The sequence below is a fragment of the Roseomonas sp. WA12 genome, from assembly GCF_054165765.1.
The window spans coordinates 685,001-707,500 of the sequence record NZ_CM135108.1; the positions used below are offsets into that span (position 1 = coordinate 685,001).

Consider the following 22,500-nt stretch of genomic DNA (forward strand, 5'->3'; position numbering starts at 1 on the left):
ACACAGGTGGACTGGTTGAGTATACCGAGGCGCTTGAGAGAACCATGCTGAAGGAACTAGGCAAATTGCTCGCGTAACTTCGGGATAAGCGAGACCCCATGGCACGCAAGTGTTGTGGGGTGGCACAGACCAGGGGGTGGCGACTGTTTAGTAAAAACACAGGGCTCTGCGAAATCGAGAGATGACGTATAGGGTCTGACGCCTGCCCGGTGCCGGAAGGTTAAAAGGAGAGGTGCAAGCCTTGAATTGAAGCCCCGGTAAACGGCGGCCGTAACTATAACGGTCCTAAGGTAGCGAAATTCCTTGTCGGGTAAGTTCCGACCTGCACGAATGGCGTAACGACCTCCCCACTGTCTCCAGCATGGACTCAGCGAAATTGAATTCCCCGTGAAGATGCGGGGTACCCGTGGTCAGACGGAAAGACCCTATGAACCTTTACTGCAGCTTGGCAGTGGCGCCAGGAAGGGACTGTGTAGGATAGGTGGGAGCCGATGAAGCCGGGGCGCTAGCTTTGGTGGAGGCAACCTTGAAATACCACCCTGTGCCTTTCTGGCGTCTAACCGAAACCCGTTAGCCGGGTTCGGGACCCTGCCTGGTGGGCAGTTTGACTGGGGCGGTCGCCTCCCAAAGTGTAACGGAGGCGCGCGATGGTGGGCTCAGGCCGGTCGGACATCGGCTGTTGAGTGCAAAGGCACAAGCCCGCCTGACTGCGAGCGCGACAGCGCGAGCAGAGACGAAAGTCGGCCTTAGTGATCCGGTGGTCCCGCGTGGAAGGGCCATCGCTCAACGGATAAAAGGTACTCTAGGGATAACAGGCTGATCTCCCCCAAGAGTCCACATCGACGGGGAGGTTTGGCACCTCGATGTCGGCTCATCGCATCCCGGGGCTGGAGCAGGTCCCAAGGGTTCGGCTGTTCGCCGATTAAAGCGGTACGTGAGCTGGGTTTAGAACGTCGTGAGACAGTTCGGTCCCTATCTGCCATGGGTGTTGGAGACTTGAGAGGATCTGTCCCTAGTACGAGAGGACCGGGATGGACGCACCTCTGGTGCACCGGTTGTCACGCCAGTGGCATCGCCGGGTAGCCAAGTGCGGAACGGATAACCGCTGAAGGCATCTAAGCGGGAAACCAGCCTCAAGACGAGGTCTCCCCAAGGGCCGTGAAAGACCATCACGTTGATAGGCCGCAGGTGGAAGTCTGGTAACAGACGCAGCTGAGCGGTCCTAATCGCCCGATCGAACTCCTACCCCCTCCGCATGAGACCTCCTGGTCTCACCGCACGCAGCACCAACACGCACTCTCGCGATGGACCAACACTCCATCACACACTCACACACCATCCCATTCCACACCCCATCCGTCCGGGCAGAACACTATCCTGCCCCTGATCTGGCCCGGTGGCCTGGTGCCTACAGCGAGGTTGCCACACCCGATCCCATCCCGAACTCGGCCGTGAAACACCTCTGCGCCCATGGTACTGCGTCTTAAGGCGCGGGAGAGTCGGTCGGCGCCAGGCCACCAGACCAGATCAGTCAAAACGGATACAAGCCTCGGGATTTCCTCACACGAAAACCCGGACCACCGCGGGGTGGAGCAGCCCGGTAGCTCGTCAGGCTCATAACCTGAAGGTCACAGGTTCAAATCCTGTCCCCGCATCCAAATACACACACCACCAAACACACCGCACCCTCGCAAAACCCCCGCCCATCCTTGGACGGGGGTTTCGCGCGTAGGCCACTGTCATCGTGGTCTCAGCAACGGGTAGACTGAGCTCCGGCTTACCCGGAAGGCATTCGGCTCGGTGATCCTCGTCAGCGGCATTGTCCATCGGCATCCCGAGCTGATTCGGGATCAAGTCCAGCTGTACAATGCGGCACTGGGCGGTGCGGGGGCCTGCTGGCATCTGCTGCATATTAGTCAGGAAGCAGTAAGAGGTGGGCTGCTTGAGCAACTCGACCTACCCGAGAATGTCACCATCAATCCCACGCACGTCCTGACCAAGCGGCCGACCTTCCTGGCATGTCATCTGCTCAATCTACTCTTCGCGATGCGGGAGGGATGGGTCCACAGCCATGTCCTCCTCCACACCGATTCCGACCTCCCCTACCGGCCCGGCCTGGGTGAACACATCCGAGCCTATGACCTCGGCCTTGCCATCCCGCGCCCGTTCAAGCCGGAGAAGAGTGGGAGTGCATGGGCAGAGGCCGTCGGAGCCGATCTGCGCCTGCGTGGCTTTGCAGAGCGCGTGGGCGATGGCCGCATCCTGACCACGCGGTACGAGGGCATGTTCGCTACTCGCGCGCTGATGACCGAGATCTTTGCCCAGATGCTCGCAGCCTGGCCGTTCGATGAATATGCCTGGCGGGGCGACTACCCGTATGAGGAGTTCGCGTTGCCGACCGTCGTTGAAGCGGTCGTGCGGAACCGGTCCGTGAGCCGAACACGGCACGTGGTGATGACGGCCTCCTCAAGCCGCGAGTACGAGCTCGCTGACAGGCAACCGCTGAAGGCGCGGCACATCTCGCTGCTTGAGCGGGAGCCGCCCGAGATCTTCTCCGCCAAGTTCGCGCCGGCCGACCTGCGGTCCCCCGTTCGCGCCTTCGCCCGGCAGGAGCTCGGCGTTGAGGAGCCGCCCCCAGCCTAGCGGAGGGCAACGATGCTGCGCTGTCCCATTTCGCCCGGTGCCGCATGGATCATGAACTGGCCGGTGGAGCCGCCCTGTGCGGGGATAAGGCCGTACCACATCGTGTCCTGAGCACCCGTGCTGAACACCGCCTCCGCACGGCAGAAGATAAGGCCGGGAGCAGCGTTCTGGGGCGGGCCTACCCGACGCGGGGTGTTCAGCTCGGCGATGCGCAGGCCGTTGCGGGCCATGGGGCCGGCTTCGAAAGCCTGGCGCGCAGCCGGCGCAGCCTCGACGTAGCGCTCGGTCGGCTCCGCCAAGCGCTGCGTGCTGAAGATCTCCGTGATTAAGAAGGCGCCGGCGCCGATCAGCAGAGCCATGACTAGCACACCGACAAGCTTCATGGCGCCGACCGCCCCGCCAGGATGGCCTGGATCAGCCGTTGGGCGGGCAAGGCGGTGCGGGCAGCGTGCAGCGGCACGCGGCCTGCATCGATAGCGTCGAGCATCTCCACGATCATGGCCCGGTGCGGACCGTGGTCGAAGGCCATCGGATCGGCCCCACCACCGCCCGAACCCTCCTCACCCATGATCTCCGGCGCGGACCCGCCCGTGCCATGCAGTTCCAGCCGATGTGCAACAAGGACCGCGCTGCTGCGGGTGCCGGCCAGCTCGATTCGCTCGGGGAAGCCGGGACGCGCGACGGTGGTGGCGTCGAGCACGCCGATCGCGCCATTCTCAAATCGCAGCGCGGCACCGACCACGTCCTCGGTGTCGATCTGTCGGAGGGGAGATGTTGTAGCGAAGCCGGCCACCTCCCGCACGGGGCCGGCGAGGTGCAGCAGCAGGTCGATTGTGTGGATGGCCTGAGTGAGCAGGACGCCGCCGCCGTCACGCGCAACGGTGCCGCGGCCAGGTTGAGCAAAATAGGCGTCGTCACGCCACCACCGGATGCTGGCGGAGGCGGAGAGCGTCCTGCCGAGAGCGCCGGAGTCTATAGCGGCCTTCAAGCGCTGAGCCGCGGGACGGAAACGGTGCTGGAGGCAGACGGCGCAGAGGCGGCCGGCGGCGTCGGCCGCATCCGCAAGCGCCTCGGCGCGCGCGACGGTGGCCTCTAGTGGCTTCTCGACGATCAGATGCTTGCCCGCGGCCAGTACGGCTTGAGCCACCGGAAGATGAGTCCAGGGCGGGGTGAGGACGAGGACGAGATCGAGGCCGGGCGCGGCAAGCAACTCCGCCTGTTCCGCGAAGGCTGGGAGCGACCAGCGTGCCGTGAACGCGTCTCGCCGTGCGAGCGAAGGGGCGTGGCCGCCGACAATGCGGATGCGGCCCTGCACTTCCAAATCGCGCAGGGCCAGCAAATGCGGCGTGGTGGCCATGCCGAGGCCGATAACCCCCACGCCCGGTGTCATGGCGTCAGCCCTGCAACTCGCGACGGACGATCGCGGCGCCCTCGGCCATCGCGCGCAGCTTGGCGAAGGCGCGGGGGCGGGGGAGGTACTTCATGCCGCAATCCGGGGCGACGACCAGCCGCTCGGCGGGCAGGTGCTTGAGGCCGGCGCGGATGCGGTCCGCCACGATCTCCGGCGTCTCCACCTGGTCCGTGCCGAGATCGATTACGCCGAGCATGACCGTCTTGCCCGGGAGCTCGTCCAGCACGCCGAGATCGAGCTTCGGCTGTGCGGCCTCGATCGAGATCTGGGCCGCGTTGCAGTCGGCGAGCTGCGGCAGGAAGGAATAGCCGGAGGGCTTGTCCTTCACCACGGCGGCGTAGCCGAAGCAGAGATGGACGATGGTGGTGCCCTCGAGGCCTTCCAGCGCGCGGTTCAACGCCTTGACGCCGAAGCGGGCAGCGGCCCCCGGGCGGGCCTGCATCCAGGGCTCGTCGAACTGGATGATGTCGACGCCGGCGCGTTTGAGGTCGCGCGCCTCCTCGTTCACAGCGGCGGCGTAGTCCATCGCCATCGCCTCCTCGTCCTTGTAGTACTCGTCGGACGCTTGCTGGGAGAGCGTAAAGGGGCCCGGCAGGGTGATCTTCGTGCGGCGGTCGGTGTTCACGACGAGGAACTCGACGTCGCGCACCTCCACCGGACGGTTGCGGCGGATCCGGCCGATCACCCGCGGCACCAGCGTCTCCTTGTTGGCACGGCCCATGGTGCGGGCGGGATTGTCCACGTCCACCCCGTCCAGCGCCAGGGCGAAGCGGTTGGAATAGCTCTCCCGCCGAATCTCGCCATCGGTGACGATGTCGATGCCCGCGCGCTCCATGTCGCGGATCGCGACCAGCGTGGCGTCGTCCTGCGCGCCTTCCAACGCGTCCTCGGCCACGCGCCACATCTGCTTCATGCGCACCCGCGGGACGAGGTTCTGCGCGAGCACGCCGCGATCGACGAGCCAGTCCGGCTGCGGATAGCTGCCGACGACGGTGGTGGGGAGAAGGGTATTGGTCATGCTCAGGCCTTGGGAAGTGCGGTGGGCTGATAGGCGAGGAGGCGCCAATTGCCGCCCTCCCGCACCCAGAGGGCGAGGGTACGGGCGGCGATTTCGCGCTTGGCGCCGTAGCGGATGATATGGGCGCTCATCTGCCCTAACGCGGCGGCGGCGTCAGCCCCGGCGGGCAGAACCGTCTCCGTCTCGAAGTGGATGCCGAGGTAGCGGAGGCTGCCATCCTCGAGCGTGCGGAGGTAGCTCTGCTTCGTGTCCGACGTCGCATCGGAGTGGGAGTAGACCAGTCGGTCGGAGAGGAGCTCGCCCAGTGCCGCGCGATCACCCTGCCGCATGGCGGTGTAGCGGCGGGCCTCCAGGTCCCTGATCTCGTTCTCGCTCATGGTTCTCAGCAGGGCTCTCAGCGCGGGTTGGGCGCGAGCAGGCGCTCGGGCCAGGTGGCGACGCGGAAGAAGTCGAGCCCGCCCTCGCCCGATGCCTGATAGGCGGCGGCGAACTGGCGGGCCAGGGCGGAGAGCGGCATGGGCGCGCCCTCGCGCTGACCGACCGCGAGCGCGAGGTCGAGGTCCTTGGCGACGAGGTCCACATCGGCCGCCGGCGTCCAGTCCCGTGCCTTCAGCATCTCGGCCTTGTAGGCCAGCAGCGGGGAGGCAACGACGCTGTGCGACAGGGCATCGATCATGCCTTCCCAGTCGAGGCCGAGGCGGGTGCCGAAGGCTAGCGCCTCCCCGATGACCGCCGGGGTGAGGGCAACGACCATGTTCACCATCAGCTTCACCGCCCGCGCCTCCTCGGCGGCGCCGCAGCGCAGCGTCTCCTTGCCCAGCACGCCGAGCAGGGGCGCGCAGCGGTCCAGCGCCGCATCGGGGCCGGAGGCGAAGATGGTGAGGGTGCCGGCGGCCGCTGTCGCGGTGCTGCCCGAGACGGGGCAGCGTAGGTAGTCTGCGCCGCGCGCCGCCAGCGCCTCTGCCACCCGGGCGGAGGTCGCGGGGGAGACCGTGCTGAGGTCGATGAAGACCTGCCCGGGGCGGATGGCCTCCGCCACCCCGCCCGGGCCGAGGGTGACAGCCAGCAGGGCGGCGTCGTTCGGTACCATGGAGAGAAGAATATCGGCGCCCTCCGCCATGGCGGCGGCCGTCGCGTTCGGCCGCGCGCCGGCCTCGGCCAGGGGCGCGATGCGGGCAGGGTCGGTATCGGTCACGGAGAGCGTGGCGCCGGCATCGAGCAGCCGGCGGCAGAGCGGCGTGCCCATGCGGCCGACTCCGATCCAGCCGATCTCCCAGCCTTGAAGGACGCTCATGCCTACAGTCCCAGATAGAATTTGCGGATGAGGTCGCTCTCGCCGAGCGCGGCAGGGCTGTCACCCTGGAACTCCACACGGCCGTGGACGAGGACGTAGCCGCGATCGGCGATGCGGATGGCCTGGTGGAAGTTCTGCTCGGCCATCAGCACGGTGAGGCCCAGCTTATCCTTCAGCTCCGCGATCTTCTCGATAGTGCGGGCGACGAGGATGGGGGCGAGGCCGACGGAGGGCTCGTCCACGAGCAGCAGCTTCGGGGCGCACATCACGGCGCGGCCTAGCGCCACCATCTGCTGCTCGCCGCCACTCATGCTGCCCACGGCCTGGGAACGGCGCTCCCTCAGCCGCGGGAAGGCGTCGTAGCAGAACTCCAGGTTGCGCGGGATCGCAGCGCGGGCGGCGCGGCGATAGGCGCCGAGCAGCAGGTTCTCCTCCACCGACAGGCGCGGGAAGAGCCGGCGGCCCTCCGGCACGATGGCGATGCCGAGATCAACGATCTCCTCGGGCGAGCGACCGATGAGTTCGGTGGTGGTGCCGTCGATGGTGAACGCGATGCGGCCGCGCGTCGGGCGCAGCAGGCCGAGGATGCAGCGCATCAGCGTGGTCTTGCCGTTGCCATTGGTGCCGAGCAGGGCGACAGTCTCGCCCGTGGCAACATTCAGTGACACGCCGTCCAGCGCGCGCACGGCGCCGTAGGCTGCGTCCACATCCTGGATGAGAAGGCTAGCGGCCAAGATACGCCTCCTCGACCTCGGGCAGGGAGAGGACGGTGCGCGGATCGCCATCGGCGACCTTCTTCCCGGCCACCAGCACCGCGAGGCGCTGGGAGAACTCGGTGACGGCGCGCATGACGTGCTCGATCATGATGATGGTGGTGCCGCCGGCATTCAGGCGGAACAGGAGGGCGAGGATCTGGTCCACCTCGGTGTGGGACAGGCCGGCCATCGCCTCGTCCGCGATCAGCAACTCGGGCTTCAGGGCCGTGGCGCGGGCCAGTTCCAGGCGGCGGAGCTCCACCTGGGTCAGCTCCTTCGGCATGCGATGCGCCTTGGCGGCGAGTTCCACCGATTCCAGGCACTCCATCGCCCGCTCATCCGTCGCGGCGTCGCGGCCGGCATAGGCGAGGGGAACGCGGATGTTGTCGATCACCGACAGGCCGCGGAAGGGACGGGGTAGCTGGAAGGTGCGGGCCAAGCCTTGGCGCGCGCGTTCGTGCGACTTCAACCCGGCCAGCTTCTGGCCCTTGAAGGTGAAGCCGCCATCATGGCTGGGGAAGGCGCCGGCCAAGCAGTTGGTGAAGGTGCTCTTGCCCGAGCCGTTGGGCCCGATCAGGCCCAGACGCTCGCCGGCCCGCACCTCCAGGTCGACGCCGGACAGGGCGGTGAATCCACCAAATCGTTTGCCGACGCCCTCTGCACGCAAAACGATTTCCGTCATCAGCGGCGCCCCTTGAACAGGCCGATGATCCCGTGCGGCGCGCCGCAGACGAAGATCACCAGCACCACGCCCACGATGAGGAGATTAGCTGCAGAGGAGATGGTGACCGTCGCAGCCTGCTGGAGGGAGGCGAGGGTCACGGCGCCGATCAGCGGACCCGCCCAGCTCGACATGCCGCCGATCAGGGGCATGGCGATCGCGTTCACGCCATAGGCCAGGCCAAAGGCCGAGTTCGGCTCCACATAGGAGCCGAGATAGGGAAGGGGGGCGCCCGCCACGGCCATCATCGCGCCGGAGATGGTGGTGGCGATGAGCTTGAGGCGCAGGGTGGGGACGCCGGCGGCTTCGGCTGCCGCCTCGTCGTCGCGCAGCGCGGAGAGGCCGAGGCCCAGGCGGGATTTCTCGATGGTGCGGGCGATGGCGACGGCCGCGGCAGCCAGCACCACCATCACGGCGCAGAGAAAACCGCTATAGCTGTCGAAAGGCCAGGGGACCTCGCGCGGGCGGATGACATAAGCACCGCGTGAGCCGCCAACATATTGCCAGTTCACCACCAGCGTCTGCAGCACCACCGACAGGCAGAGCGTGGCGATGGCGAAGTAGGCGCCGCGCAGCCGAAGGGTGAGGACGCCCGTCCCGAGGCCCAGCGCGCCACCGACCAGCGCCGCAAAGCCGATGCAGGGCAGCAGGGAAAGGCCGAGCGCCTTGCCGATGGCGACCGTGGTGTAGGCACCAGTGGCGAAGAAGGCGGCGGCGCCGAAATTCACGTATCCGGCATAGCCGCCCAGAATGTTCCAGGCGGTTGCGAGCACGACGTACTGCAGCACGAAGGTGGCGGCGAAATAGGCGTACTCGCTGCCTAAGCCGCGCAGCGCGACGATCACCAGCAGTGCCACCACGGCGGCGGCCAGCCAGAAGCTGCCATGGCCCATGCGGCGCGGGGCGCGGAGCGTGCGCGTGGCGGGAAGGGTCACGTCGCTCATGCCACGCGCCCGAAGAAGCCCTGCGGCCGGATGGCCAGCACGAGGAGAAGGCAGCCGAAGGCCACCGCGGGCGACCAGGACGGGCCGTAGAAGGTGGCGGTGACGTTCTCCACCACCCCGAAGGCCAGCGCGGCCAGCACGCAGCCGCCAAGGGAGGAGAGGCCGCCCATGATCACCACCGCGAAGATGCGGCCGATGAAGACATGACCCGACCAGGCATCCACCGGCTGCACCACCACCAGCGCGCCGCCGGCAAGGGCCGCCATGGCGATGGAGATGCCGAAGGCCAGGCGCTTGATGCGCACGGGGTCGATCGCCAGCAGCCGCAGCGCCTCCCGGTCCTGCGCCACGGCGGCGATGGCCCGGCCGGTGAAGCTGCGGCGGAGAAAGAGGGCCAGCCCGCCGATGGCGGCGAAGGCGACGAGGGCAGGGACCAGCATGCGAAGCGGCAGGTCGATCTCGCCCAGGCGCCAGGTGGTGTTGGCGTAGGAGGCATCGGCGAAGTGCTGCTCGGGCCCGACGGTCAGGACCAGCCCGACCTCGATGATGAACATAATGCCGAAGAAGAAGGCGAGGCCCTGGATGGCCTCGTCCCCGCGACGCTCGAAGAAGTGGTGGTAGGCAACGTAGATCGCGGCCCCCAGCACCCAGAAGACCGGGGTGAGGAGGATGGAGAGGATCAGCGGATCGATCCCCGTCGCCCCCCAGAGAAGGGCGACGAGAAGCGCGCCCATCACCATGAAGGCGGGATGGGCGATGTTGACCACGTCCAGCATCCCGAAGGAGATGGAGAGGCCCGCGGCCGCGGCGGCGTAGAGACCGCCGAGCAGCAGGCCCGAGACAATCCCGTTCAGGAGAAGGACGAGGTCGGGGTCCATCAGGCAGCGCCCGCGGTGTAGGGCTTGCGCAGCTCGCCGGACCTGTAGCGGGCGGGGTAGAGGATGACCTGGGTGCCGGCCTTCTTGAACTGGTCGATGCCGTTGCCCTGGACGCCCTGGTACTGGGTGTAAAGGTTGCGCTCCTCGGTCCACTCGCCCATCGCGTCGAACTTCAACGGACCGATCACCGTGTCGAACTGCTGGGAGTGCATGTCGGCCGCCAGCGCTGCCTGGTCGATCCGGCCCACGCGGCGCACCGCCTGCTCCAGCACCTGCATCTGAGAATAGGCGAGCGGCGGCACGTAATGGCCCAGCGCATCCACGTTCTCGCGCGCGGCCAGGGGCTGGTAACGCTCGATTAGCGCCTGCGTGCCGGGGAACTGCAGCGTCGGCTCGGGCGCATAGACGTCCCAGACCACCAGGTTGTTCAGGATGGGGCCGAGCTGCAGCTTCTGGGCGGTGATATGCGGGCCAATCATCGGGCCGCCCATCATCTGGAAGTTCACGCGCAGCTCGCTGGCGGCGCGCAGCAGCCCGGCCGTGTCCGGCGGGTAGGAGCCGATGAAGACGATATCGGGCCGTGCGGCCTGCACAGCGCGCATGATCGGGCCGAAATCCACCGTGCTGGGCGGATAGGCGCGGTCATAGACGACGCGCAGGCGGTTCTGGCCGGCGAGATACCGGGCGCTCTCGGCGGTGCGCTGGTGGAAGTCGCTGTCCAGGTTGACCAGGGCGATGCTGCGAGGCTTCGGGTCCATCGCCATGGCGATGTCCATGAAGCCCTTGGCGAAGGTCTCCTTCACCTGACTCCCCGTGCAGTTGATGGAGAAGTAACGGTCGTACTTGAAGTCGGCATTCACGCCCGTGCCGAAGAGCGAGACGAATACCATGTTCCGCTGCATCACGATCGGCATGGCCGGCGCGATGATGGCCGTGGCGTAGCCGGACACGACGAGGTCGACCTTATCGACGTCGATTAGTTTGGTGTAGATGCCCGGCACCTGCGCGCCGCTGCTCTGGTCGTCGTAATGCACCAGTTCGACGGGCCGGCCGAGCAGGCCGCCCTTGTTGTTCACGTCCTCGGCCCAGATGCGGTGGGCCAGGAGCGCGGGCCGTCCGTTTCCGGCGAGGCCACCCGAGAGGGACATGGAATAGCCGATGCGGATGGGCGGGCCCGAGGGCGCCGTCTGCGCGCGCGCGGTAGCAGGCACGCTCGCCGCAGCTGTGGCGGCCAGGGCGGCACGGCCGAGGCCGCGCCTGCTGATCGACTCCATGGAACCTTCCTCCTCTGCGGCCCGGATCTATCGCCCGTGAACCGCCGTTGTGTCGTGCTCTTACTCGGCCGCGATCTTCGAAGGGTCGGCGCCGACGCGGCCGCTCTTGTCGTGCGCGGCGCGGGGAGCGACGCGGAAGTCGTAGTGCACGCTCGGCAGGTTCGGGTCAGGCGAGCCCTCCAGCCCCGTGCGCGGGCGCACGACCAGGGATTCCGAGACGCCGAAGACGGTGTCGGAATCGATGTTCGGATCGTCCCCGAGATAGAGGGCGGTGACCAGCTCCCGGTAGCCCTCGGCACCGATCAGCATGTGGATATGGGCGGGGCGGTAACCGTGGCGGCCCTGGGCGCGCACCATGGCGCCCACCGGCCCGTCCATCGGAATGGAGTAGCCGAGCGGGATAAGGGTGCGGATGGCGTAGCGGCCCTCGGCATCCGTGCGGAACTGGCCGCGCATATCCATCACCGAGGGATCATTCGCCTGCAGGTCGTAGGCGCCGTCGGCATCGGTCTGCCAGACCTCGACCACGGCATCGGGAACACCCTCGCCGGCCTCGTTCAGCACCCGGCCGAACATCATCATCTCCGGCCCGGTCGCGTGGGCCGCGATGCTCTCTCCATAGCCGAACTTCGGCGATGCCTCGCGGTAGAAGGGGCCGAGCAGGCTTGCCTCGGTCGCCTCGCCGACACGGTTGGCGTGGTCGTCCATCAGGTTCACCAGCCGCGACAGGCCGAGCGTGTCCGACAGCAGGATGAATTCCTGGCGGATCGGCGTGCAGGTCTGGCCGACGCGGGTGAGGAAGTCGATCGCGCCCAGCCACTCGGCGGGGGTGAGCTTCACCTCCCGCGCGAAGGCGTGCAGGTGGCGGACGAGGCTCGCCATCACCTCCCGCATGCGCGGGTCGGTGGTGGTGGCCATCTGCTCGATCACGGCGTCGGTCACCGTGTTCTGGTCCAGGTCGGGCATTCAGTCCTCCTCCGTCCGGGGCGGTCTCGGGGCCGGCCCCTGGTCACGCGGTGGTCAGGCGGTGGCTGGGCAGTCCGGGCCGGCCGCGGCCATCATCTGCGCCGGCCGAGCCGCCGCCTAGTCGGGCTTGATGTTGGCAGCGGCGATGATGGGGCGCCACTTCGCGATTTCGGAACGCGTCAGCTCCGCCAGCTTCTCGGGTGTTCCGCCGGTCGGCCCCACGCCCTGGGCGCGCAGGTTGGCCAGCGCCGCGGGGTCGGCCAGCAGGGCGTTAGTGGCGCGGTTGAGGCGCGTGACGACCTCGGCCGGAAGGCCGGCCGGGCCGTATAGGCTCCACAGACCTTCCACCACGAAATCGGGGATGCCCGCCTCGGTGGTGGTGGGGATGTCGGGCAGGGTGGCTGCGCGCTGGGCGGAGGTGACGGCCAGGGCGCGCAGTGTGCCGGCCTCCAGATGCGCCTTGAAGCCGAGCGGGTGGTAGAACATCGCATCCACCCGGCCGGCGAGGAGGTCGGTCACGGCCTGGCCGGCATTGCGGTAGGGCACGTGCTCCGTATTCAGCCCCGCGCGCAGGTTCAGCAGTGCCTGTGAGAGATGGCCGGTCGTGCCGTTGCCCGCCGAGGCGAAGGTGAGGCTCCGGCGCTTGGACAGCGCGATCAGCTCCGCCAGCGAGGAGACGCCGAGGGACGGCGCCACGCCCAGCACGGCGGGGGTGACGACGAAGGGCGCGATCGGGGTGAAGTCCTTGACCGGGTCGAAGCCCTGGTCGGCGAAAAGGCTGGCATTGATGCCGTGGGTGCCGTTCGTGCCGAGCAGCAGCGTGTAGCCATCCCCCGGCGACCGCGCCACGGCCTGGGCGCCGACATTGCCGCCGGCGCCGGCGCGGTTATCCACCACCACGGGCTGGCCCGCCTCCTTCGCCAGGGCCTCGGCCAAAATGCGGCCGAGGATGTCGGTGGTGGTGCCGGCGGCGAAGGGGACAACGAGGCGGATGGGGCGGTTCGGCCAGGGGCCCGAGGACTGGGCAAAGGCACGCCCAGCGGGCAGGGCGGCGAGGCCGAGGGCGGCCGCCATCAAGGCGCGGCGCGGGGTATGGGTCATGCGGCGGCTCCGGCGTGGCGGGTAACAAGGTGTTCGATCGGGCCCGTGACCTCACCCCGGCGCAAGGGGGTGAGGGCGTCGGGGAAGTCCTGTGTGAAACGCACGCCGGCATCGGCGAGGCGGCCAAGGGTGCGGTCGAGGTAGCGCATCGCACCATTGGGCAGGTCGTGCAGCACGAGGACGATGGGGTCCGGGCCGCTGCAGAGGGAGACGGCGCGGTCGGGCCAGCCCTCGGGGTCGCGGAAGTCGCCGGGCACGGCGTTCCACAAGGCGCAGGTGTAGCGGCCGCGGATGAGGTGCTCCAGCGCCGCGCCGCTCAGCAGATGCGGGCCGAGCGCGCCGCCACCGCCGAGCGGGCGGAACAAGCGGTCAGGATGCGCGAGGTCACCGACCAGGTCCTGGGTGCGCCCGATCTCGGCTTCGGCGGTGGCGGCATCGTCCGTCACCTCGCCGAGCGGCCGCCTATGCGTCCAGGTGTGGTTGCCGATCCAGTGGCCCTCGGCATGTGCGCGCTCGGCGAGCGCCCGATGGGTGGCCAGCTTGTGACCGAGCACGAAGAAGGTGGCGGAGAGGCTGCGCGTGCGCAGCACGTCCAGAACGCCCGGCGTCACCTCCGGCTCCGGGCCGTTGTCGAAGGTGAGGGTGACGCGCGGGCCTTCGCTCATGCCCGGCTCGAGGGGACGTAGCCGATCGCCTCCACCTCCAGCGCGCAATCCATGGGGGTACGGCCGGCCTGCATCCGCGTGCGCGCGGGCAGGGCTTCGTTGGAGGAGAAGTAGCGGCGGTAGATGCGGTCGAAGGCTTCCTGCTGGGTCTGGTCCTTGAGCCAGACGATGACCTTCAGCAGGCAATCCATGTTGGAGCCGGCAGCCTCCATCAGGCGCTTCATGTGATCCATGACGATCTCGACCTGCCGCTCGAAGGCGATATCCGGCATGGGCGGCAAGGGGCGCCCCTCCGCGCGGGCGGCGCGGAGCTGGGCGCAGTACGCCTCCTCGAAAGGCGGCAGGCCCGAGATGAAGATCAGGTCGCCGCGCTTCACGCAGAGGTTGAAGGGGCCGCCCGTCTCGGGAACGTCCGACCGGACGACCTCCTTCTCCATGATCAGGCCTCGTCTTCCACCGTGTTGGAGAGAGTGCCGATGCCCTCGATCTCGATCTCGATCGTGTCGCCAGGCTTCATGAAGACGGGTGGCTTGCGGGGGTAGCCCACGCCGCTCGGCGTGCCCGTGGCGATGATGTCGCCGGGCTCGAGGGTCATCACCTCGCTCAGGATCGTCAGGATCCGCGGCACGGAGAAGATCATGTCGGACGTGTTGCTGTCCTGCATGGTCTGGCCGTTCACGCGGGAGGTGATGCGGAGCGCGTTCGGGCCCTGCGGGATCTCGTCAGGGGTGACGATCTCGGGGCCGACAGAGCCGGTGCGGTCAAAGTTCTTGCCCACCGTCCACTGGGCACCCTTGCGCTGGTAATCGCGCAGCGAGCCCTCGTTCATGCAGGTGTAGCCGGCAACGGCCGAGAGGGCGTTCTCCTCCGTCAGGTGCTTCGCGACCTTGCCGATGACGATGACCAGCTCGGCCTCGTAGTCGAACTTGTCGGACACCTTCGGGCGCAGCAGCGGCTCGTTATGCGCGGCCAGCGAGGTGTGCCCGCGGAAGAAGACGGCTGGATAGTCCGGGATCGCGTTCCCGCCCTCCTTCGCGTGCTCCACATAGTTCAGGCCGATGCAGATGATCTTGCCCGGGCGCGGCACGGCGGGGAGGAGCTTGATGCCCTTGAGCGGGCGGCGCTTGGCGCCTTCCAGCTTCGTGGCGAGGGCGGCAGCGCCTTCCGGCAGGTTCAGGGCCCCGATGGCAGCCGTCAGCTCGGCCGGGAGGCTGGGCACCACGTCGGACAGGGCCACGACATCGTCGCCCAGGCGGGCGCCCAAGGCCGGACGGCCCTCATGCTCGAACGCGATCAGTCGCACGCGGCGTTTCCTCCGATTGGTGGCGGCAGGTTTTGTCGAAATTCCTGCCTCGTCAAGCACGAATGTCGGAAGGGCTTGTGGCGAGGGCCAGGAAGGCGGCTATCCTGGGCCATGTCCGACGCGACGCCCCTCGGCGCAGGGCGCGACCCCACCCTCGCCACCGCCGTCCACCGCCGGCTGCGCGAGGACATCCTCTCCGGCCGGCTGCCACCCGGGCAGAAGCTGAAGCTGCGCGACCTCGCCGAAAGCTACGGTGCCGGGGCTTCCCCGATGCGGGAAGCGCTGTCGAAGCTCGCGGCCGAGGGGTTGGCGGAGCGGCTGGAACACCGCGGCTTCCGGGTGGCGGCCGCGGCGCCTTCCCAATTGGAGGGGCTGATCCGCAGCCGGGTGCTGGCGGAATGCGCGGCGCTGCGGGAGGCCATCCGCCGCGGCGACGCGGCCTGGGAGGACGCATTGGTGCTGGCGGAGCACCGGCTGAACCGCGTGGCCCGCTCCCTGGACCCGCATCGCTTCGCCACCAACCCGGAATGGGAGGCCTGTCACCTGCGCTTCCACCAGGCCCTGCTCGAGGCTTGTGGAGCGCCGGAGCTGCTGGCCTTCTGCAACCGGCTGCGGGAGGAGGCGCGGCGCTACCGGGCGCTGGCAAACACCGTGGCCTATCCCGACCGGGACGTGGCGGCCGAGCACGCCGCCATTGCCCGCGCGGCGCTGGATCGAAATGTCGAGGCGGCTGAAGCGCTTCTGGCCCAGCACTACGAGCGCACCGGGGCCTTTGTGGAAGCCGATCTCGGGCGTCGCACTGGCTGAGCCAGCGCGCGGCTTCGGCGCCTCCGGTCTACGGGGCGCAACCGGTGGCGCGATCGCTTCGTTTGAGCGGCAAGGAAGCGGAGGCGGCTGGGACGGGGCAGGGTGCTTGCGCCTCTCCGTATGCCGGCCTGCCGGCGAAGGCCGGCATCGCCTCCGCCGCGCAGCCCTATCAGGACACCCCCATGGCCGATCTCGACCTTCCGACCCGCCAGGGCTTCGCGCCCGATGCCGGACTTCCGCAAGGCCTGCCCGACGAGATCCCGATCACCCTGACCATCAATGGCGAGCGCCGCGAGTTGCATGTGCGCCCCTGGACGACACTGCTGGACCTGCTGCGGGAGGATCTTTCCCTCTACGGCACCAAGAAAGGCTGCGACCACGGGCAGTGCGGCGCCTGCACCGTCCTGCTGGACGGCCAGCGCGTGAATTCCTGCCTGGCACTGGCAGTGATGAAGGACGGCTGCGAGGTGACGACCATCGAAGGCCTGGCCGGCTCGGATGGGGCGCTGCACCCGATGCAGGAGGCCTTTATCGAGCATGACGCTTTCCAGTGCGGCTACTGCACGCCCGGGCAGATCTGCTCTGCGGTGGGGCTGCTGCGGGAGGGGCATGCGCACACGCCCGAGGAGATCCGGGAGCAGATGAGCGGTAATCTCTGCCGCTGCGGCGCCTACACGAACATCGTGGACGCCATCGGCGACGTGCTTGCGAAGGAGGGCGCGAAGTGAACCGTTTTTCCTACGCGCGCCCCGGCAGCGTGGCGGATGCGCTGCGCGAAGTGGCGTCCCACCCCGCGGCGAAGATCATCGCGGGCGGCACCAACCTCGTCGACCTGATGAAGTACAATGTAGAGCGGCCGACGCATCTGGTGGATGTGACGCGGCTACCCGGCCTCAACACGATCGAGGAGACGCCGGAGGGCGGGCTGCGCATCGGTGCGCTGGTGAGCAACACCACTCTCGCCTATGACGAGCGGGTGAAGGAGCGCTATCCGCTTCTCGCCTCCGCCGTCCTGGCCGGCGCGACGGCGCAGCTGCGCAATGCGGCGACGACGGGCGGCAACCTGCTCCAGCGCACGCGTTGCTACTACTTCTATGACGAGGCCACGCCCTGCAACAAGCGCGTGCCCGGCTCGGGCTGCCCGGCGAAGGAGGGGGTGAACCGCATCCACGCCATCCTCGGCACCTCGGACAAGTGCATCGCGACCCACCCATCCGACTTGGCGGTGGCGATGGCCGCACTGGAAGCGGTGGTGAAGGTGGCCGGCCCGGGGGGCGAGCGGGACATCCCCATGGCCGATTTCCACCGGCTGCCCGGCGACACGCCGGAACGGGACACCAACCTCGGCGCCGACGAGATCATCCTTTCCATCGAACTGCCCGAGCCGCGCTTCGCCAGCCCGCACCACACCTATCTGAAGTTGCGCGACCGCCTGTCCTATGCCTTCGCCCTCGTCTCGGTGGCGGCGGCGTTGGAGATGGACGGCAAGACCGTGATGCAGGCGCGGATTGCGCTCGGTGGCGTTGCGCACAAGCCCTGGCGGGTGCCGGAAGCGGAGGCGATGCTGCACGGCAAGGCGCCGGACCGCCAAGTGTATGAGATGGTAGCCGATCGCATCCTTTCGGGTGCTCGGGGCTACGGCGATAACAGCTTCAAGATCGAACTCGCGCGGCGGGCGATCATCCGCGCCCTGTCGCAGGCGGCGGCGGGCACGCCGCAGTCCCAGACCGACAAGCGCATTCAGTAGAAGGGCCGGGATCATGCAAGAGACCCATGTCGGATCGCCCCGCAGCCGCGTGGACGGCCGCGCGAAGGTGACAGGCGCGGCGCGTTATGCCGCCGAGTACACGGCGCCGGACCTGGCGCATGGCTACGTGGTGAACAGTTCCATTGCCAAGGGACGCATTACTACCATCGACGTGAAGGACGCGCTGGCGGTGCCAGGCGTGGTGCAGGTCTTTACCCACAAGAATCGCCCGCGTACCGCTTGGCGTGCCAAGGCCTATCAGGACGAGGTGGCGCCGCCCGGCACGCCCTTCCGGCCGCTCTATGACGAAAAAATCGTCTATAGTGGCCAGCCCATCGCGCTGGTCGTGGCCGAGGATTTCGAGATCGCGCGCTACGCCGCCTCGCTCGTCCGCGTGACATACGAGGCCGAGAAGCACGAGACGGACCTCGTGAAAGTCCAGTCCCACGCGTACCAGCCGCCGAAGGTCCGCTCCGGCATGGCGCCGCCGGCCGCACGCGGTGCGGTCGAGGAGGCTTTCGGCGCCGCCCCGGTAAAGGTGGACGAGTCTTATCGGATCGCGGTCGAGCACCACAACCCGATGGAGATGCACGGCTCGACCGTGGTGTGGGAGGGTGGTGGCAGGATCACCGTCCACGACAAGATCCAGGGTGCGCAGAACACGCAGTCCTACATCACTGGCGTCTTCGGGCTCCCGGCCAGCGACGTGCACGTGGTGGCGCCCTACGTGGGCGGCGCTTTCGGTTCGGGGCTGCGGCCGCAGTACCAGCTGTTCCTCGCCGTCATGGCGACTCTGGAGCTGAAGCGCTCCGTCCGCGTGACTCTCACGCGCGACCAGATGTTCACCTTCACCTATCGCCCGGACGGGCTGCAGGACATGGCGCTCGCCGCCAATCCGGACGGGTCGCTGCAAGCCATTCGCCACGACGTGATCGGCGGCACCTCGACCTTCGAGGACTACCAGGAGTCGATCGTCAGCTGGTCGTCGCTGGCCTACCAGTGCGAGAACGTGGCGACGACCTACAAGCTGGCGAAGCTGGACACCTACACCCCCGGCGACATGCGCGCGCCGGGCGCGCCCACCGGCATGTTCGCGCTGGAATCCGCGATGGACGAGCTGTCCTACAAGCTCGGCGTCGATCCTGTGCAGCTGCGGCTGAAAAACTATGCCGAGACCTATGACGGCAAGCCCTTCTCCAGCAAGGAACTGCGTGCCGCCTACCAGCTTGGCGCCGAGCGCTTCGGCTGGTCCAAGCGCAATCCGGTGCCGCGCTCCATGAAAGAGGGGCGCGAGCTGATCGGCTGGGGCATGGCGACCGGCATCTGGGAGGCGCAGATGCAGAAGACCTCCGCCCGCGCGACGCTGACCATCGACGGTCGGCTTGAGGTGGGGACGGCGACCGCGGATATCGGCACCGGCACCTACACCATCCTGACTCAGATTGCCGCCGACGCGCTGGGCCTGCCGATGGAGAAGGTCACCGCGCTGGTGGGCGATTCCTCCCTGCCGACTTCGCCGGTGGAGGGCGGTTCCTGGGCCGCTGCCTCGGCGGGCTCGGCCGTTCAAGCTGCCTGTCACGCTGTCCGGGAGAAACTGTTCAAATACGCCCGCGGCATGGACAACTCACCGCTCGCGAACACTGAGATCGGCCGCGTGTCGTTCAGCGACAGCCGGATGGCGCTGATCTCCGATCCCACGCGCTTCGTGACGATCCCGGACGCCATGCGCGCCGGCGGGGTCGATCGGATCGAGGCGGAGGAGACCGCAGCGCCGCCCCGGTTGAACCAGATGCGCTACGGCTCCTACACCCACGCCGCTGTCTTCGTGGAGGTGCGGGTGGACGAGGAGCTCGGTCGGGTGCGCGTCACGCGCGTGGTGGATGCGGTGGCGGCAGGGAAAATTCTCAACCCCAAGACCGCGCGCTCGCAGATTTTGGGCGGCGTCGTCTTTGGCATCGGCATGGCGCTCACTGAGGAGACGATGGCGGACCACAATCTCGGCCGCTTCATGAACCACAACTTCGCCGAGTACCACATCCCCGTGAATGCCGATGTCCAGGGCATCGAGGTGATCTTCGTCGAGGAGCACGACGACAAGTTCAACGCGCTGGGTATCAAGGGGCTGGGCGAAATCGGCGTCGTCGGGACGGCAGCGGCAATCGCCAATGCGGTGTACCACGCCACCGGCAACCGCATCCGCCACCTGCCCATCACGGCGGACAAGGTGATTGCGGAGGGCGGGGGCAGCGCCAGCAAGGCGGCCTGACGGTCGCCCCCCGCCGCTTATCGGCGGCGGGCGCGGACCGGGGCAGGGGGCCGGGATTCATCCCGCGCGTCCTCCTCCGGTACCAGCGCTTCCAGCCCGGTTCGCCAGGTTACCGCCCAGCTACGCTGCCGGGCGGTGCGGCCGCGCAGCAGTTCCAGCGTCCATTGCGGGTCGCCCAACTCGCCCCCTCCGCCGCCGCGCCCCGAGACGCGCCAGCTGGAGGCGACGGGGAGATAGCCCGTCCCCTCCTCGTCCTGATCGCGCAGGAGCAGCCCGAGGCCGCCACCCGTACCGGCCGCGACCTGAAGGCGGTGCACAGCCTCTTCCTCGAAGGGTATGCCGGAAAGCAGCACGGCGGAGATGGCCTGGCAGCGCAGCGCCTCCTCCGCGGCCCAGAGCGCATCCGCCCTCTCGCGCGGGCGCAGTACGATCAATTGCGACGGTGCCAACCCGAAGCGGCCGAGGCCTGGCGGTGGAGCATCCGGTGCGATGGCGATCCAGACCACGCTCCCACCGGCGCGCGCCATCAGAAGCGCCGCGAAGCCTTGCGCCGCGCCGCTATCGTCGGGGTGAATTTCGTGGAGCGCCGCCCGGGTCATCCCATGGCCGGGAAGCGCACCGTCGATCTCTGGGGAGAGGAAGATGGCGCCGCTTTCGTCCGGCGTGCCGGCGGGAAGCCGGGCTACCCGTGCCTTCAGCGCAGCGGTGACCGCCAGCCGGTCGAGTCCCTCGGCGCGGCCCGACGGCTGCACGTTCTTGATCACGGCGCGGTCAGCCCCTTCGTTCAGCCCGCGGCGAAGCGGGGGAGGAGCATCACCAGGGCGGGGCCGGGGGGCCTGATCCAGGAGCATGGCCGTTCATACTCTGTTCTGATCCGCCATGCACTCACATGTCGTGGACCGTTCCGCCTTCCACCGGTTTCGGCGGGCGGTGGCGGAACGGTCCCGGCTTTCCGGGCCTCCGGTTCACATCAGTGGGCCCGCCCGGTTATCTCCCGGCGCAGAGTGCCGTCTTTGCCTCCCAGCCGCTCGAGTCAGCCGCGGCCGGAGATGTCCCAGGGCGCGCGGGCGGCCTCCCGTGTGGCATCGAGACGGTTCAGCCCGATATCGGCCAGCATCCGGTCATCCAGGGTGGAGAGAATGCGGCGCTCCTCGATGGCGCGCGTCATGTGGGCCACCATGCCGAGCCAGCGCTGCGCCATGTGCTGCTGTGCCAGCCATCCCGGGGCCGGGACGCGGCGGATGGCGGAGGCCTCCCGGGCGAAGGCGCTGCCGTGGGTGACGTGACCGGACATGGGATGCGATCCTCTCCTGGTTGGTGTCGCGAAGGGAGGATCGTCCCGGTATCGGCATAAGGGAAACGAGTTGTTTTGAACTTCGGCATCAGCAATGCTGATGCCGCCATGATCGCCATCCCGCCCGGGCTCGACCCCGACCTGCTGCGCTCCTTCGTCCTCGTCGCGGAGGGTGGAAGCGTCACCCGTGCCGCGCTGAGAGTAGGGCGAACGCAGTCAGCCGTGTCCATGCAGATGCGCCGGCTGGAGGAGGCACTGGGTCAGCCCCTGCTGTTGCGTGGCTCGCGCGGACTCAGCCCGACGCCGCACGGTCTTTGGCTGCTGGACCGGGCGCGGCGGTTGCTGGCCATGCACGACGAGATCGTCACCAATTTCCGAACACCCGAGATTTCCGGCCAGATCCGGCTTGGCTCGCCGGACGATTATGCACTGCTCTGGTTACCGCAGATCCTAGCTGGTTTTGCCGAGGCGCATCCCGCCGCCGAGGTGGAGGTGGTCTGCCTGCCTTCGACCGAGTTGCTGGCCTGCTTCGACAAGGGCGGGCTCGATATCACCCTCTTCTCCGGTGGCAACGAGGGGCCGGGAGTTCCGGCAGAGAGGCTGTGGCGCGGGCCGCTGCGCTGGGTCGGTTCTGCCGCCCGCCCAACGCATCTGATGCGCCCCCTGCCGCTCGTGCTGTCCCACAACTCCTGCATCTGGCGCCTTTCGGCGACCAATGCGCTGGAACGGGCCGGGGTGCCGTGGCGCATGGCCTATTCGTCGGCGTCTCAGACCGGGACGCACGCAGTGGTTCTGGCCGGGCTGGGGGTGACGGTGGGACTGGCCGACTCCTTGCCGGCCGGTCTGCGACTTCTTGGCCCGGAGGACGGAATGCCAGGCTTGCCGGAGCTGGAGATCGCCATGCTGCGACACCCCGGGGCTGCGGCCCAGGCACTGGCCGACCACATCCGCCAGGGCTTCGGCAGCCCCGCTGGAATGAGCGCGCGCGCCGCCTGAGTGCTGCCTGGGCTGGGGCTGGCGGGCCAAGGCCACCTCCTTGGTCCGGCGGAATGGGTTGCGCGTCGCGGGGTCAGCGTTGAAGCTGCCCCGCGCGCCCGGCAACAGGGCGGACGAGACGTTCGAGGAGCACAGAATGATCGACAGCCCGAGCACGGGCCGGCGTGGGCTGATCCTGGCGACTGCCGGCGCCCTTGCCATGCCATCTGTCCTGCGTGCCCAGGGCACCTGGCCGGAGCGGCCTCTTCGGCTGATCGTGCCCTGGCCGCCGGGCGGCTCCACCGACGTCGTCGCGCGCATCTTCCAGCCGCGCTTGGCCGAGGTGCTGGGGCGGCCGGTGATCGTGGACAACCGTGGCGGTGCTTCAGGTTCGATCGGCGGCGCCGAGGCGGCACGGGCGGCACCGGACGGCTATAC

Annotated in this window: 24 protein-coding genes, 1 tRNA gene and 2 rRNA genes (2 of these 27 only partly in view); 10 read left to right on the forward strand and 17 right to left on the reverse strand. The window is 68.2% G+C overall.

Annotated features, from left to right (window positions below):
- The 4 genes from ACVBD7_RS03390 to ACVBD7_RS03405 all read left to right on the forward strand — a co-directional run.
- Positions 1-1,247: ribosomal RNA gene (locus ACVBD7_RS03390) — 23S ribosomal RNA — on the forward strand; it begins 1,491 nt to the left of the window's first position.
- Between the two features lie 153 nt (positions 1,248-1,400).
- Positions 1,401-1,515, forward strand: a 5S ribosomal RNA gene (rrf, locus tag ACVBD7_RS03395).
- Between the two features lie 66 nt (positions 1,516-1,581).
- Positions 1,582-1,658 (forward strand) — tRNA-Met (locus tag ACVBD7_RS03400).
- A 142-nt stretch (positions 1,659-1,800) separates the two neighbouring features.
- Positions 1,801-2,643, forward strand: coding sequence for a hypothetical protein (locus ACVBD7_RS03405; protein ID WP_458096103.1), 843 nt, complete (start codon positions 1,801-1,803; stop codon positions 2,641-2,643).
- Here the strand turns inward: ACVBD7_RS03405 and ACVBD7_RS03410 are convergent.
- The 15 genes from ACVBD7_RS03410 to ACVBD7_RS03480 form a co-directional block, all read right to left on the reverse strand.
- Positions 2,640-3,026 carry a hypothetical protein gene (locus tag ACVBD7_RS03410; RefSeq protein WP_458096104.1) on the reverse strand — a complete coding sequence of 129 codons (387 nt, stop codon included), beginning with the start codon at positions 3,024-3,026 and terminating at the stop codon, positions 2,640-2,642. The two genes, ACVBD7_RS03405 and ACVBD7_RS03410, sit on opposite strands and share 4 nt — an antisense overlap.
- Positions 3,023-4,033, reverse strand: coding sequence for a Gfo/Idh/MocA family protein (locus ACVBD7_RS03415; RefSeq protein ID WP_458096105.1), 1,011 nt, complete (start codon positions 4,031-4,033; stop codon positions 3,023-3,025). The genes ACVBD7_RS03410 and ACVBD7_RS03415 overlap by 4 nt, the downstream gene beginning before the upstream one ends.
- A 4-nt stretch (positions 4,034-4,037) precedes the next feature.
- Positions 4,038-5,072 carry a 5-methyltetrahydropteroyltriglutamate--homocysteine methyltransferase gene (locus tag ACVBD7_RS03420; protein WP_458096106.1) on the reverse strand — a complete coding sequence of 345 codons (1,035 nt, stop codon included), beginning with the start codon at positions 5,070-5,072 and terminating at the stop codon, positions 4,038-4,040.
- Positions 5,073-5,074: 2 nt separating this feature from the next.
- Positions 5,075-5,449, reverse strand: a complete 375-nt coding sequence (locus ACVBD7_RS03425; protein WP_458096107.1) for a nuclear transport factor 2 family protein — start codon at positions 5,447-5,449, stop codon at positions 5,075-5,077.
- A 17-nt stretch (positions 5,450-5,466) separates the two neighbouring features.
- Positions 5,467-6,366, reverse strand: coding sequence for an NAD(P)-dependent oxidoreductase (locus tag ACVBD7_RS03430; RefSeq protein WP_458096108.1), 900 nt, complete (start codon positions 6,364-6,366; stop codon positions 5,467-5,469).
- A gap of 2 nt (positions 6,367-6,368) precedes the next feature.
- The gene (locus tag ACVBD7_RS03435; RefSeq protein WP_458096109.1) at positions 6,369-7,100 is read right to left on the reverse strand and encodes an ABC transporter ATP-binding protein; all 732 of its coding nucleotides are present in this window, start codon (positions 7,098-7,100) and stop codon (positions 6,369-6,371) included.
- Entirely contained in the window at positions 7,090-7,803 is a 714-nt protein-coding gene (locus ACVBD7_RS03440; protein WP_458096110.1) for an ABC transporter ATP-binding protein, read from the reverse strand. Before ACVBD7_RS03440 ends, ACVBD7_RS03435 begins: the two co-directional genes overlap by 11 nt.
- Complete coding sequence (locus ACVBD7_RS03445; protein ID WP_458096111.1) at positions 7,803-8,786, reverse strand: branched-chain amino acid ABC transporter permease; 984 nt, start codon at positions 8,784-8,786, stop codon at positions 7,803-7,805. Before ACVBD7_RS03445 ends, ACVBD7_RS03440 begins: the two co-directional genes overlap by 1 nt.
- Entirely contained in the window at positions 8,783-9,664 is an 882-nt protein-coding gene (locus ACVBD7_RS03450) for a branched-chain amino acid ABC transporter permease (protein WP_458096112.1), read from the reverse strand. Before ACVBD7_RS03450 ends, ACVBD7_RS03445 begins: the two co-directional genes overlap by 4 nt.
- A complete protein-coding gene (locus tag ACVBD7_RS03455; protein WP_458096113.1) occupies positions 9,664-10,938 on the reverse strand; it encodes an amino acid ABC transporter substrate-binding protein in 1,275 nt (424 codons plus the stop codon). The genes ACVBD7_RS03450 and ACVBD7_RS03455 overlap by 1 nt, the downstream gene beginning before the upstream one ends.
- 60 nt (positions 10,939-10,998) lie before the next feature.
- Positions 10,999-11,904: a dioxygenase family protein gene (locus ACVBD7_RS03460; RefSeq protein WP_458096114.1), complete on the reverse strand. Its 906-nt coding sequence runs from the start codon at positions 11,902-11,904 to the stop codon at positions 10,999-11,001.
- A 117-nt stretch (positions 11,905-12,021) separates the two neighbouring features.
- Positions 12,022-13,005 (reverse strand): Bug family tripartite tricarboxylate transporter substrate binding protein, encoded by a 984-nt coding sequence (locus ACVBD7_RS03465; RefSeq protein ID WP_458096115.1) that lies wholly within the window; start codon positions 13,003-13,005, stop codon positions 12,022-12,024.
- Positions 13,002-13,670: a polysaccharide deacetylase family protein gene (locus tag ACVBD7_RS03470; RefSeq protein WP_458096116.1), complete on the reverse strand. Its 669-nt coding sequence runs from the start codon at positions 13,668-13,670 to the stop codon at positions 13,002-13,004. The genes ACVBD7_RS03465 and ACVBD7_RS03470 overlap by 4 nt, the downstream gene beginning before the upstream one ends.
- The gene (locus tag ACVBD7_RS03475) at positions 13,667-14,107 is read right to left on the reverse strand and encodes a RidA family protein (protein WP_458096117.1); all 441 of its coding nucleotides are present in this window, start codon (positions 14,105-14,107) and stop codon (positions 13,667-13,669) included. Before ACVBD7_RS03475 ends, ACVBD7_RS03470 begins: the two co-directional genes overlap by 4 nt.
- 2 nt (positions 14,108-14,109) lie before the next feature.
- Entirely contained in the window at positions 14,110-14,973 is an 864-nt protein-coding gene (locus tag ACVBD7_RS03480) for a fumarylacetoacetate hydrolase family protein (RefSeq protein WP_458096118.1), read from the reverse strand.
- 111 nt (positions 14,974-15,084) lie between these two features.
- Between ACVBD7_RS03480 and ACVBD7_RS03485 the strand changes: the two genes are divergently transcribed.
- The 4 genes from ACVBD7_RS03485 (at position 15,085) to ACVBD7_RS03500 (ending at position 19,793) form a co-directional block, all read left to right on the forward strand.
- Positions 15,085-15,780: a GntR family transcriptional regulator gene (locus ACVBD7_RS03485; protein ID WP_458096119.1), complete on the forward strand. Its 696-nt coding sequence runs from the start codon at positions 15,085-15,087 to the stop codon at positions 15,778-15,780.
- A gap of 182 nt (positions 15,781-15,962) precedes the next feature.
- Entirely contained in the window at positions 15,963-16,508 is a 546-nt protein-coding gene (locus ACVBD7_RS03490) for a (2Fe-2S)-binding protein (RefSeq protein ID WP_458097628.1), read from the forward strand.
- A complete protein-coding gene (locus ACVBD7_RS03495; protein ID WP_458096120.1) occupies positions 16,505-17,527 on the forward strand; it encodes an FAD binding domain-containing protein in 1,023 nt (340 codons plus the stop codon). Before ACVBD7_RS03490 ends, ACVBD7_RS03495 begins: the two co-directional genes overlap by 4 nt.
- Positions 17,528-17,540: 13 nt before the next feature.
- Complete coding sequence (locus tag ACVBD7_RS03500; RefSeq protein WP_458096121.1) at positions 17,541-19,793, forward strand: xanthine dehydrogenase family protein molybdopterin-binding subunit; 2,253 nt, start codon at positions 17,541-17,543, stop codon at positions 19,791-19,793.
- Between the two features lie 17 nt (positions 19,794-19,810).
- Here ACVBD7_RS03500 and ACVBD7_RS03505 read toward each other — a convergent pair whose 3' ends face one another.
- Together ACVBD7_RS03505 and ACVBD7_RS03510 are read right to left on the reverse strand one after the other, a co-directional pair.
- Positions 19,811-20,644: an ImuA family protein gene (locus ACVBD7_RS03505; RefSeq protein WP_458096122.1), complete on the reverse strand. Its 834-nt coding sequence runs from the start codon at positions 20,642-20,644 to the stop codon at positions 19,811-19,813.
- Positions 20,645-20,826: 182 nt separating this feature from the next.
- Complete coding sequence (locus ACVBD7_RS03510; RefSeq protein WP_458096123.1) at positions 20,827-21,087, reverse strand: DUF1127 domain-containing protein; 261 nt, start codon at positions 21,085-21,087, stop codon at positions 20,827-20,829.
- Between the two features lie 75 nt (positions 21,088-21,162).
- Here ACVBD7_RS03510 and ACVBD7_RS03515 point away from each other — a divergent pair, with 75 nt between their 5' ends.
- Positions 21,163-22,083 (forward strand): LysR substrate-binding domain-containing protein, encoded by a 921-nt coding sequence (locus ACVBD7_RS03515; RefSeq protein ID WP_458096124.1) that lies wholly within the window; start codon positions 21,163-21,165, stop codon positions 22,081-22,083.
- Between the two features lie 136 nt (positions 22,084-22,219).
- Positions 22,220-22,500: the beginning of a Bug family tripartite tricarboxylate transporter substrate binding protein gene (locus tag ACVBD7_RS03520; protein WP_458096125.1), read on the forward strand. It continues 706 nt past the right edge of the window; only the first 281 of its 987 coding nucleotides appear in the window; it begins with the start codon at positions 22,220-22,222; its stop codon lies off the right edge, out of view.